General features: G+C 39.8%; 11 protein-coding genes and 3 pseudogenes. 2 read left to right on the top strand and 12 right to left on the bottom strand.

Annotation, left to right across the window (positions count from 1 at the left end; all coding sequences use genetic code 11):
- Positions 1-63 precede the first annotated feature (63 nt).
- Complete coding sequence (locus BCAMP_RS10415) at positions 64-537, bottom strand: DEAD/DEAH box helicase family protein (protein WP_035315470.1); 474 nt, start codon at positions 535-537, stop codon at positions 64-66.
- Positions 538-553: 16 nt separating this feature from the next.
- Positions 554-1,120, bottom strand: coding sequence for an aminoacyl-tRNA hydrolase (pth, locus tag BCAMP_RS10410; protein WP_035315468.1), 567 nt, complete (start codon positions 1,118-1,120; stop codon positions 554-556).
- 303 nt (positions 1,121-1,423) lie between these two features.
- Between pth and BCAMP_RS10405 the strand changes: the two are divergent.
- Positions 1,424-2,309, top strand: a pseudogene (locus BCAMP_RS10405) (cation diffusion facilitator family transporter).
- 53 nt (positions 2,310-2,362) lie between these two features.
- Here the strand turns inward: BCAMP_RS10405 and BCAMP_RS10400 are convergent.
- Positions 2,363-2,983, bottom strand: coding sequence for a 50S ribosomal protein L25/general stress protein Ctc (locus tag BCAMP_RS10400; RefSeq protein ID WP_035315466.1), 621 nt, complete (start codon positions 2,981-2,983; stop codon positions 2,363-2,365).
- Between the two features lie 182 nt (positions 2,984-3,165).
- Here BCAMP_RS10400 and BCAMP_RS10395 point away from each other — a divergent pair, with 182 nt between their 5' ends.
- Positions 3,166-4,107, top strand: coding sequence for an L-lactate dehydrogenase (locus BCAMP_RS10395; RefSeq protein ID WP_035315464.1), 942 nt, complete (start codon positions 3,166-3,168; stop codon positions 4,105-4,107).
- 48 nt (positions 4,108-4,155) lie between these two features.
- Here BCAMP_RS10395 and BCAMP_RS10390 read toward each other — a convergent pair.
- From BCAMP_RS10390 to BCAMP_RS12725, 9 genes and pseudogenes are all read right to left on the bottom strand, one after another.
- Positions 4,156-5,113, bottom strand: a pseudogene (locus BCAMP_RS10390) (ribose-phosphate diphosphokinase).
- Positions 5,114-5,128: 15 nt separating this feature from the next.
- A complete protein-coding gene (gene glmU / locus BCAMP_RS10385; RefSeq protein ID WP_035315462.1) occupies positions 5,129-6,505 on the bottom strand; it encodes a bifunctional UDP-N-acetylglucosamine diphosphorylase/glucosamine-1-phosphate N-acetyltransferase GlmU in 1,377 nt (458 codons plus the stop codon).
- Positions 6,506-6,685: 180 nt separating this feature from the next.
- A complete protein-coding gene (gene spoVG / locus BCAMP_RS10380; RefSeq protein WP_035315461.1) occupies positions 6,686-7,000 on the bottom strand; it encodes a septation regulator SpoVG in 315 nt (104 codons plus the stop codon).
- 130 nt (positions 7,001-7,130) lie between these two features.
- Positions 7,131-7,949: a pur operon repressor gene (purR, locus tag BCAMP_RS10375; protein ID WP_035315459.1), complete on the bottom strand. Its 819-nt coding sequence runs from the start codon at positions 7,947-7,949 to the stop codon at positions 7,131-7,133.
- A 379-nt stretch (positions 7,950-8,328) separates the two neighbouring features.
- A pseudogene (gene veg / locus BCAMP_RS10370) lies at positions 8,329-8,584 on the bottom strand (biofilm formation stimulator Veg).
- A gap of 327 nt (positions 8,585-8,911) precedes the next feature.
- Positions 8,912-9,799 (bottom strand): 16S rRNA (adenine(1518)-N(6)/adenine(1519)-N(6))-dimethyltransferase RsmA, encoded by an 888-nt coding sequence (gene rsmA, locus BCAMP_RS10365; RefSeq protein ID WP_035315457.1) that lies wholly within the window; start codon positions 9,797-9,799, stop codon positions 8,912-8,914.
- Positions 9,796-10,359: a ribonuclease M5 gene (gene rnmV, locus BCAMP_RS10360; protein WP_035315455.1), complete on the bottom strand. Its 564-nt coding sequence runs from the start codon at positions 10,357-10,359 to the stop codon at positions 9,796-9,798. Before rnmV ends, rsmA begins: the two co-directional genes overlap by 4 nt.
- Positions 10,360-10,467: 108 nt before the next feature.
- Complete coding sequence (locus tag BCAMP_RS10355) at positions 10,468-11,079, bottom strand: 3D domain-containing protein (RefSeq protein ID WP_051457043.1); 612 nt, start codon at positions 11,077-11,079, stop codon at positions 10,468-10,470.
- Positions 11,045-11,461, bottom strand: coding sequence for a hypothetical protein (locus BCAMP_RS12725; RefSeq protein ID WP_051457042.1), 417 nt, complete (start codon positions 11,459-11,461; stop codon positions 11,045-11,047). The genes BCAMP_RS10355 and BCAMP_RS12725 overlap by 35 nt, the downstream gene beginning before the upstream one ends.
- Between the last annotated feature and the right edge of the window lie 61 nt (positions 11,462-11,522).

Here is an 11,522-nt window from a genome sequence, read left to right as displayed (position 1 = left end):
CACCACGAACACTGTACTCACCTTGTAACGAAACTTTATCAACCATCGTATAACCGGTTTCAATCATCTTTTGATGAAAGACGCTAACTCCATTTCGCCACCAACTTCAAATGTTTGCTGACTGGAGCGCCACTGTTGTACCGGTGTCATCCGTTTCCGTATCGCCGAAATCGGCACGACCACAATTCCAGGTTGATCCGTCTGCATAAAAGCCAACGTCTCAAGGCGTTGGGCTTTTAACTCTGGGCTAGCAATACTCATATCCGTTGCGACAAAATCATCGGCGGGATACAATTTCACCTGTTGCTCAGGTAAAAAGGCGCGCAGCGATTCATGCACTTGTTGTGCTTGAAAGAGATTATGAGCGACATAAATGATTTGACGTTCAAGCGTTTCTGCTAACACACTAGCAAACAACGAACGGACAGAACCCGTTAGACCTGTCACTAATTGTGCCCGTTGATCGGTTAACAGCATTGACATGACTTGTTCCATTTCGGGCTGCTGTTTGAATTGTTGTTTAAGTTGCTTCAACATAATGTGAGATGCTCCTTTAAATTGAGGTTTGATTGTATTGATTCATCGCTTTAATAAAGTCAGTCGCTAACCAACTTTGCGAGGCATCGGCAGCTGTCTTAATCGCTACATCTACCTCTGTTTGCTCAGCCTTACTAAAACGTCCCAAGACCCAATTAACAATGTTGCCGTCGATTGGACGTGTAATCCCGACTTTAATGCGTTTGAAATTTTGGGTGCCAAGATGTTGAATCGTTGACTTAATCCCGTTATGACCACCTGCACTACCTTTTTGTCGTAGGCGCAGTTGTCCGATTGGCAAATCTAAATCATCATAAATGACCACGATGTCTTCAAGCGCAATTTCGTAATAATCAGCCAGTTGACGAATACAAAGACCCGATTCATTCATAAAAGTGGTCGGTTTAACGAGCATTACTTTCACACCCTTAAACAGCACCGTACTAACAGATCCATTATACTTAGTTAATTTAAAGGTACCTCCTAACCGTTGATTGAGTTCATCAACGACCATGAAACCAATATTATGTCGTGTACCCTCATATTTTTTTCCAACATTACCTAAGCCTACAATCATTTTCATTAGTGTTTCCTCCATTTGTTTCTTTACAGTTTAAGAACACCGAAACAATACCAAGCTTCTTCAGCCTGGTTTCTGTTTAATATTTAATGTGCTTACTATCCTGTCATTATAACATAGCTCTGATTACCACCCTACTTAAAACGCCCTTTTTCGTTTCACGTGAAACAGCCGGCATTGCCCTAATGCAACAATACTTGCCCGAGCTTATAGTCTATCTATCCGCAAACATCATTGCTATAGACCCACACTAACAGTCGATGTTATGATACACTCATGTCTTAACTTAAATATTGGAGGCCACCCATGAAATCTCATACAAACATCACATTGTTATCAATTATTAGCAATCTAACAATGTTTATTCTCAAACTAATCGTTGGTTTTTTAACCGGATCGGTCGCAATTATATCCGAAGCAATCCATACATCGATGGATTTATTCGCTTCCATTTTGACCTTTTTTTTCGATTCAAATCGCCCGTCAACCTGCTGATAAAAAACACCCGTACGGACACGGTAAAGCAGAAAACCTCTCGGGGACTGTTGAGACGTTACTGATTTATGTCGCCGGCATTTGGATTATCGTTGAATGTATCGACAAACTACGACACCCCGCTGAAATCACCCTCCCTTTTTTAGGGATTGGCGTAATGCTCCTCGGGGCGGTTGTTAACGGCATCGTCGGAATGATTGTTAAACGCGCTGCCGAAAAGGCCGGTTCTGTTGCGATGAAGTCCAATGCGTTGCACTTAACAACTGACGTTTTGACTTCACTGGGCGTGGCACTCAGTTTACTGCTTGTACATTACACCGGTCTATTATGGTTGGATCCAGTGATTGGGATGTTAACTGCTCTTTACATTATGTACGAGGCAACCTTACTACTAAAAGAATCGTTTCCGCCGTTGATGGATTCACGCTTATCACCAAAAGAAGAACGTTTAATCGAAGATACGATTAATAGTTACCACGCTCATTTTATCGATTACCATGACTTTCGCACACGTAAGGCAGGTACAGAAGTGTATGTCGATTTCCATCTGGTCGTCCCACACGATATGACGGTTGGTAATGCACATCGTTTATGCGATCACATCGAAAACTCCATCAAAAAACATTTCGCTTTGGCTGAAGTACTCATTCACATCGAACCCGAAACAGAGCTATTAATATCAAATTTCAGTCATTAAACCGAAAAAAAGCGTCAAATCCAGTCAACACTGGGTTTGACGCTTTTTTCGATTTAGACTTTTTCTTCATCCGTACCATGGATTGCTTCTGGTTCAGGTACATCCACCGTACCAGCAGTTGGTTCTTCAAGCTCTTGAGGTGCTTGTAAATTAACAACGGCATCTTCACCATCTGCTAAGATCGTATATTCTTTACCTGCTGTTAAATCAGCAACTGTTAAAGTGTCTCCTATTTCCAATTTCGAAACATCTAATTCTAATGTTTCTGGTACATTGGCCGGTGTAGCTGAAATAATGACCTCATAGAGAACTTGTTCTAATACACCAGCTTTCGCCTTCGGTTCGCCAACGAGTCGAATCGATACAGCTGTTTCAAGTTCTTCTTTCATATTAACGGCTAATAAATCAATATGAACTAAATTACCGTACAATGGATGCTTTTGATAGTCATGAAAAACAACATTTGTTTTTTTATTATCTAACGTAATTGTCAGAACCGCATTACGTCCATTTTCTCTCAACGTCTTGATCAATTCGACCTCATCCACATTGACATTGGTATTTTTAATACCGTAACCGTAAACAACTGCTGGAATATTTCCTGCCTCACGGTCACGTCTTACGTCTGAATGTTTCTCTAAAGATCTTGGCTTAGTCTTCAATTCAATGGTCATAATAGTTTCCTCCTATAATTAATTAGACTTCTCTCTTACTATACCCTTTGTCTGTTATTCTAATCAATTTTCACAACAGCTCTAGCAATCAAGACACTTGAACAATTGTGTTTAATTGCAATTTATAATTAACTGCCCGTATACTATTAGATGTAACACTACTTTAAGGGAGGTAATGATGGATGGTAGTTTCTAACAAACAAAAAGTTATTTTGATTGGGGATGGAGCCGTTGGTTCCGCCTACGCTTTCGCTCTTGTTAACCAAGGAATCGGTCATGAATTAGGTATCATTGATGTCGATACCGCTCGAACAGAAGGAGATGCATTAGATTTAAGACACGCCCTTCCCTTTCTGCCACCGAAAAAAATCTATTCTGCAAGCTACACTGACTGTGCAGATGCTGATCTTATTTGCATCACCGCTGGTACTGCTCAAAAGCCCGGTGAAACACGACTCGATTTAGTGTCACGTAACCTTTCCATTTTAAAAACGATTGTCGATGCAGTGATGGCAACTGGCTTCAAAGGTATCTTTTTAATTGCATCCAATCCTGTTGATATCCTTACATACGCTACGCTTAAATGGAGCGGATTGCCCTCCGAACAAGTGATTGGCTCTGGCACATCACTCGATACAGCCCGTCTTCGTCAAACTTTAGCCGAAAAAATAAATGTGGAAGCTGGTAGCGTTCACGGCTATGTCCTCGGTGAACATGGCGACACTGGCTTTATCGCTTGGTCAAACATCCGTATCGGTAATCTCCCGATTGAAAAATGGCTTCCTGATTTTACCGATGAAGCGAAAGAAGAATTTCGCATCGCCGTTCGTGATGCAGCATACTCGATTATCGCGAAAAAAGGCTCTACCTCATATGGTGTCGCTAGTGCCTTAGCACGAATTACGCGTGCCGTCTTCAACAATGAAAATGCGGTCTTACCTGTCAGCGCATATATGGATGGTAGCCATTATGGCATCTCTGATATTTACCTCGGCACCCCTGCCGTAATTGGACGTAGCGGTATTTCTCTCGTAGCAGAAGTTCCTTTAAATAGAAAAGAACAAGAAGAGATGGAACATTCCGCAGCAACCTTAAAAGCAATTTTAAAAGATTCAATCGTTTAAAAAAAAGCCCTTACCGCTAAAAAATCGGTAAGGGCTTTTAAACACAATTTATTCGAACAATCCACTAACTGAACGGTTTTCATGCACACGTAAAATCGCTTCGCCTAACAGTCCACCAACTGAAATTTGTGTGATTTTATCGCATTGTTTCTCTTCAGGTAACACGATTGTATTTGTAACAACCATTGTTTTGATACTTGAGTTACTGATACGTTCAATTGCTGGACCCGATAAAACAGGGTGTGTACAACAAGCGTAAACTTCTTTCGCACCACTGTCTAATAAAGCTTGGGCAGCTAACGTAATTGTACCCGCTGTATCGATAATGTCATCAACTAAAATACAAGTTGCACCTTCAACATTACCAACAATGTTCATTACTTCAGCAACGTTCGGACGCGGACGACGTTTATCAATAATGGCAATTGGTGCTTTTAATTTATCAGCCATTTTACGCGCACGTGTGACACCACCGTGATCAGGTGAAACAACGACCACATTGCTCGTATCAACTGTGTTTTTTAAAATGTTCTGCTAATAATGGCACACCTGTCAGATGATCGATTGGCATATCGAAAAATCCTTGGATTTGAGGTGCATGTAAATCAATCATAATCGCACGAGTTGCACCGGCTTTTTCAATTAAATCCGCTACTAGCTTAGCAGTGATTGGTTCACGTGATCGTGCTTTACGATCTTGACGTGCGTAACCGTAATAAGGCATTACAATATTGATTGTTGCAGCTGATGCACGTTTAAGCGCATCAATCATAATTAGTAATTCCATTAAATTAGAGTTAACAGGGCCACTTGTTGACTGAACAACGTACACGTGACAACCACGAATACTTTCTTCAATACTAATTTGAATTTCACCATCGCTAAAGTGTGTCACTGATGATTTACCGAGTGGAACACCGACCTTGTTGGCAATTTCTTCTGCTAGTTTAGGGTTTGAACTTAATGAGAAAATCTTGAGCTTTGAATCTTCGTACAATTTAGACATGAGAACCTCCGCGTATTATTTTTTAGAAAAGCCGAATTTTTCAGCGTATCCTTCTTTATTTGTTTGACGTGCACGTGCAACTGCAAGCGCATGTTCAGGAACATTTTTTGTAATGGTCGATCCGGCCGCAATAAATGTATTGCTCGCAATCGTAACAGGTGCTACAAGGTTACTATTACAGCCAACAAACACGTTGTTACCAATTGCAGTGTGGTGTTTGTTCGTACCATCATAGTTGACAGTAATACTCCCACAACCAATGTTCACATCGTGACCCACTGTGGCGTCACCAACATAGCTTAAGTGCGGAATTTTAGACCCTTCATCAATTGTTGCATTTTTAACCTCGACAAAGTTACCGATTTTAACCTGTGAGGCGATGTTAGAATTCGGACGAATATGAGCATATGGACCAACTTGTACACCGTCTGAAATGTTGCTTTCTTCAATCGCCGATGAACGTACCGTCACTTTATTCCCAATTGTTGAATCAACAATTTCGGTATCCCCTGAAATAATACAATCAGAGCCGATTATTGTGTTACCTTTTAAACGTACACCCGGTTCAATCACCGTATCAGCTGCAATAATAACATCGCTTTCGATATATGTATTCAAAGGATCGACAATCGTAACACCTTGACGCATATGCGTTTCATTAATACGTTGTTTCATCAACTGCTGTGCTTGTGCTAAGGCTACACGATCGTTAACTCCAAGTGATTCTGAAAAATCATGCATCCGGTAAGCTGCTACAACATCATTTTGTTCGCGTAAAATACCGATAACATCGGTTAAATAAAATTCTGCTTGCGCATTTTCGTTTGTTACTTTATTTAACGCCGCAAACAACGCCTTGTTATCAAAACAAAATGTGCCTGTGTTTATTTCAGTAATCGTTTGAATTTTTTCAGAGGCATCTTTCTGTTCAACAATTTTTTCGACAATTCCTAAATCATTACGTACAATCCGACCGTATCCCATCGGATTTTGTGCTTCTGCCGTTAAAATTGTTGCCATCGCTTTTTTATCTTTATGATACGTAACGAGTTCTGCCAACGTTTCACTTGTTAAGAGCGGCGTATCGCCACATAAAACAAGCGTAATCCCTTCTTTACCTTCTAAGAGAGGGGCAGCTTGCATAACAGCATGCGCTGTTCCTAATTGTTCTTCTTGTTTCACAAATAGACTCTTACCATTGAGATGAGATTCAACCGTTTCGGCACCATGGCCAACCACTGTAACTATTTCACCAAAATCAAGTGCCTTTACTTGTTCAACGACATGTTCAACCATCGGCTTACCACAAACAGGGTGCAATACTTTGTATAATTTTGATTTCATACGTGTGCCCTGACCTGCCGCAAGTACAATCGCATAGTGATTTTCCATGCTTTGACTCCTCCTCACGCTTACTTTAAAAAAAGGTCATATACATCAATATGATAGCGTAAATCAACACTTTTTTCAAGGAAATAGTCATAATCAATTAATTATAAAAAAACAGATTAAAGTCTAACGTTCATCTAACTCAACGTCCCACTTCAATCTGCCCTTCTATTTCGCAGATATTTAACTTTCTGCATCCGTATCAACACTATCCTCTACTGGCTTTTCTGCCTTCACATCCGTCTCGTCGGTTGCATGATAAGCCGCCAGAACCGCCGCTTGAATTTTAGCACGTGTATCGGAGTTAATTGGGTGAGCAATATCTCTAAATTCGCCATCAGCGCCACGCTTACTCGGCATTGCAACGAACAGATCATCATTCCCGTCGATAATACGGATATCGTGCACCACAAATTCACCATCAAAGGTTATTGATGCAATTGCTTTCATCCGACCATCAGTTTCTACCTTACGTAACCTCACATCTGTCACTTGCATATTCAACACGTCCTTTATTCATGATGGATGAACCACTCTGGTGTGTGAAAAATCAGAGGTTTCATTATTTATACTTACCCATCATCCTATCAGTTCAAACGTGTTTGTATAAGAACCATTATTAGATTCCTCAGTCGTTAAAAACATTTCCCTTTTCGACTTCAATTGATTGCTGACGAATATCTACATTTTGGACACGTACTATCGAAACATAGTCATCGACTAATTTCTCACCGACATTCTCATCTTCTACCAAAACACCGATACCCGCTAACTTAGCATCAAATTCCTCTAACAAACTCTTCATGCCGTTAACCGTTCCGCCGGCTTTCATAAAATCATCGACGACAAGAACATTTGAACCAACAGGTAAACTACGCTTAGACAACGCCATTTTCTCAATCCGTGACGATGACCCTGAGACGTAATTTATACTTACTGTCGAGCCTTCAGTCACTTTATTATCACGACGCACAATCACAAACGGCACATTCAATTCACTCGCCACAGCTTGTGCAATCGGAATTCCTTTCGTCGCCACAGTCATAATAATATCGATTTTAGTATTCACAAATTTCGAAGCAAAGATTTTACCAATGGTATGTAACGTTTCCGGTTCCCCTAAAATATCAGACAAAAACAAATACCCTCCTGGTAATAGGCGTTCTTTGTCCGCAATCCGTGTACATAATTCCCCCACGAAAGCATCTGCGTTTTCTCGGCTCATTTTAGATAAATATCGTACACCGCCAGCTGCTCCAGGCAATGTTTCTAACGTTCCAATCCCTCTATTCTCAAACGTTTTTTTGATAATCATTAAATCTTCACTAATTGAAGATTTAGCTGATTCATAACGATTAGCAAAAAAACTGAGTGAAATGAGTGTTCTTGGATGAGCTAAAAGATGTTGCGTCATATCAATTAATCGTTCACTTCTTCTTACTTTCACTGTTTTACCCCCCACTTTTCTATTAAACACAAACAATCATGTCGTGTTTTCTTTTTTTATTCGGTTATCTCTTATTATAGTAGAAAAAACGAGCGTGCGCTTGTTTTTTTAATGATGAATAAATTGAACGAGATATACCTTTTTATAAAAGCCTTTGACACTATTATAGAGCCGTTGTGCTTTCTTTTTTATTTTTTAACAATCCTCGTCAGCACTGTCATCGTTTAAGCTTTGTTTTTTATAGTACCACTTAATCGATAACGCTATCAAGTTCTTTCGCGATTAAACGTTCTGTGAGCGTTTTTTTATAATTGGACATAAAAAAAGGCAAACTAAGTGTTCGCCACATGAAAAATAACTCATTTTTGTTAATTATAAATTAAGCCTCGATTGCTTTTTCTACATCAAACACAATTTCCACAGCATCTGTTAATACATCTGCATAACTGTATGATACACGTTCGAAATTGTTTTCGTCTTGATCTAATTCAACCACAAAAACTGACGGATACGTTTCGGATAAAATACCACTACGCTCTACAATTTTTTTTTCGACCACCATTTGCCTTTAACATTAAACGATCACCTAAATGACTATCAAGTTTATTTTTGATAGTTGCCAGTGTTTTTGACATGCGCATCCACCTCACTATACTTAATGATACCATAACCAAACAAAAAAAGCAAGTAACTAACCATTTTATCAGTGATGACACGCCAAGTCAATTATTTTTCGGGATAAAAATCAGTTTTTTTTTTATTTCAGCTAATTACTGACTAAATTGTGAAGAACCGCCTTATAAAAGGCGGTTCTAGCTTGTAGACAAAGACGAATCATGCTTCTTCTTCTTTCGAAAAATAGTAATGCGGCCTTGGTTACGAGATGATCAGTTTGATTAGGAATGTCGTTTGCTTCTATTTCTAACCAGTTGATTTCACTTTCATTCGAGGTGACATTCTCTTTATTTATGGGTCACATATTTCAATAATACATTTGCTAAGTTAGCAAAGTCAACAATCGATAATGTTTCCCCACGTTGTGTTAACGAAATATCATACGCCGACAATTCATCTGCAAACGCCTCTTTTTGCGGTTTTAATTCTGCGAAGCTCGCTGTTAAATTATTCCATAACGTTTTACGACGTTGTTGGAACGAGGCACGTGTCACAACGAAGAAAAAGGCTTCATCTTCAACATGCGCCACTGGCTGTTCATGACGGCGTAAATGAATAACAGCGGACTCAACGTTAGGTTGAGGCATAAAGACCGTCTTAGGTACAATCAAAGCCACCTCAGCTTGCATATAGTACTGAACAGCAATTGATAAACTACCGTAAGCCTTCGTGCCAGGTTTTGCCGAAATACGATCCGCCACTTCTTTTTGCATCATGATTGTGAACGATTCAATCCGCGGCACTTTTAACAATCCTAGAATAATCGGTGTCGTAACATAGTATGGTAAATTAGCCACCACATGAACACCACCTTCAGCAGGCAGGTATTGATCCAGTAAGGCTGGCACATCCGCTTTCAACACGTCCTCATGATGAACGTGAATATTATCATAATCAGACAAGGTATCTTCTAAAATAGGCAAAAGACGTTGATCAATTTCAAACGCCAATACTTGTTTACTATATTTCGCCAACTGTTCGGTTAGAGCACCAATACCTGGCCCTACCTCCATAACATTTGACTCTTCATCGATGCGTGCCGCCTCGACAATATTCAATAAAATATTCGTATCGATAATAAAGTTTTGACCTAAGCTCTTTTTAAACATAAAATCATATTTTTGGAGGATCTCTTTTGTTTTAGATGGTGTTGAAATTGCATTTTGACGTGTCATTTTTTACTTCCCTTCTCGATTGCTGCTTGAGCAGCTTCAAACTGTTCTCTCGTTATCTGGAACATCCGTAGCCGATTCAACAACTGTTTTCCATTCGTATAACCTATTTTTAACGCATCTCCCAATAAGGCACGTTTTTGTTTCGATCCTGTGCCTCCTAAGTAGCCCAGCGCCATTAACTCAGCCTGTGTTATTTCCGATTTAAATGCGTCTGGATCAGACGTATACACATGCTCTAACGCTTCTTTAATCACAGCCACCGACGCATGCTCAACACCTAAGCTAGCTCCCACCCGTTTAGAACGGGCATCGTTACGCTCGATAAACGCATGTTTACACCCTGGTACATAGGCTTCGATTGTCTGTCTAATTTTATTACCCGGAAAATCAGGGTCGGTAAAAACGATTACCCCCCGAACTGCTTGCGCTTTTTTTATTCGTTCTAACGTGCCTGGTGCAATTTCAGACCCGTTCGTCTCGATTGTATCCGCCTCAACAGCCCGATGAATCGCTCGTGTGTCATCCTTGCCCTCAACCACTATCACTTCTTTAATTTTCATATAAACCGTCCTTCGTTTCATTTAATACTCTTACCTATATTACCACAACAAAAAAAAAACTGCCTACCTTCACTCGTTCAGACGAGGAAGATAGACAGTTGAAATAACTTACTTGATAATATGAATGGTTAATGCCCGACGTCCGAATGAAATAGCTTCGCTTTGTGTCGCTACATAAAGATCGACAATGTTACCGTGAATCGCACCACCAGTATCGCCTGCAATGTATTCACCATAGCCATCAATCATTACGCGGCTGCCTAAAGGTATAACAGAAGGATCAACCGCAATTACCTTAGAGTTATCATTTAAATGAATCCCTGTCGCAGTAATACCTCCGCCAGTATAAGCTGTCGCTTCAACTTGTAATGTAGTACCAGTAGTTGTAGTGGCTGGTTCTACCGTTGTTTCGTTAGTTATTGTATCTGTTTCGCCAGTTTCTTCGACAATTGCTTGAGTTATCGAAGTGGATTTTTCAGCTGTAACCTTTTTAGCGATTACTTTTTCTTTTGTACCGACTAAAACAATTTTGGTTACTGGTTTTTTAGTTACTTTAGTTGTAACTGTGTTGCTAGCTACAATTTTTTCATTAATAACTGTTTGCTCAATCGTAACCTTTTTTTCACCTTGATGCCCTTGTTGCTTAACTGTCTTCTTACCTTTAGCTAAGGTATCGTCTTCTTTTTCAATTGTTGCAAATCCGATTTTTTTTTGTTTCAACCTTTTCTTGGTAGGCTTTCAACATAACCGTCATATCTGCTGTTACGATTGTATCCAAGCTGACAGTTAAATCTTCAGACAGCGGTAATTGGAAGTTTGCATTTTTAAATGCTTGTGCCAATGTGATGCCTTTAATGGCTGACAAACTTGTGACACTACCTTTTGAATCAATGATATCCACTTTAACAATTTCATTAACAATGGCTGATTTGCCTACTTTAGGAGCTTCCATCATACCTTGATGTGTTGTACCCTCAGTTGCAGCTTGTACAGTGATTGCTGATATGTTAGTTGTGGCAATTATACTCGAACTCGCGATCATTAGGGCAACTAGTGCAACACTAATTGACCAGTGGGGCAAAATTTTATTGAATAACTTCATTTTTTTTGCTCCCCCTTTCTACTCAAACTAGTATATGAGAAAGCAATGGGGAATTGCAAAT

Origin of the sequence: Brochothrix campestris FSL F6-1037 (assembly GCF_000525915.1) — a bacterium.
In the GTDB taxonomy this organism is placed as follows: Bacteria; Bacillota; Bacilli; order Lactobacillales; family Listeriaceae; genus Brochothrix; species Brochothrix campestris.
This window is presented reverse-complemented; position numbering and strand designations above follow the sequence as displayed.

Excerpts from the sequence above, each read along its gene's own strand:
- BCAMP_RS10415 (WP_035315470.1), bottom strand. The coding sequence starts at position 537 with ATGTTGAAGCAACTTAAACAACAATTCAAACAGCAGCCCGAAATGGAA.
- pth (WP_035315468.1), bottom strand. The coding sequence starts at position 1,120 with ATGAAAATGATTGTAGGCTTAGGTAATGTTGGAAAAAAATATGAGGGT.
- BCAMP_RS10400 (WP_035315466.1), bottom strand. The coding sequence starts at position 2,983 with ATGACCATTGAATTGAAGACTAAGCCAAGATCTTTAGAGAAACATTCA.
- BCAMP_RS10395 (WP_035315464.1), top strand. The coding sequence starts at position 3,166 with ATGGTAGTTTCTAACAAACAAAAAGTTATTTTGATTGGGGATGGAGCC.
- glmU (WP_035315462.1), bottom strand. The coding sequence starts at position 6,505 with ATGGAAAATCACTATGCGATTGTACTTGCGGCAGGTCAGGGCACACGT.
- spoVG (WP_035315461.1), bottom strand. The coding sequence starts at position 7,000 with ATGCAAGTGACAGATGTGAGGTTACGTAAGGTAGAAACTGATGGTCGG.
- rsmA (WP_035315457.1), bottom strand. The coding sequence starts at position 9,799 with ATGACACGTCAAAATGCAATTTCAACACCATCTAAAACAAAAGAGATC.
- rnmV (WP_035315455.1), bottom strand. The coding sequence starts at position 10,359 with ATGAAAATTAAAGAAGTGATAGTGGTTGAGGGCAAGGATGACACACGA.
- BCAMP_RS12725 (WP_051457042.1), bottom strand. The coding sequence starts at position 11,461 with ATGAAGTTATTCAATAAAATTTTGCCCCACTGGTCAATTAGTGTTGCA.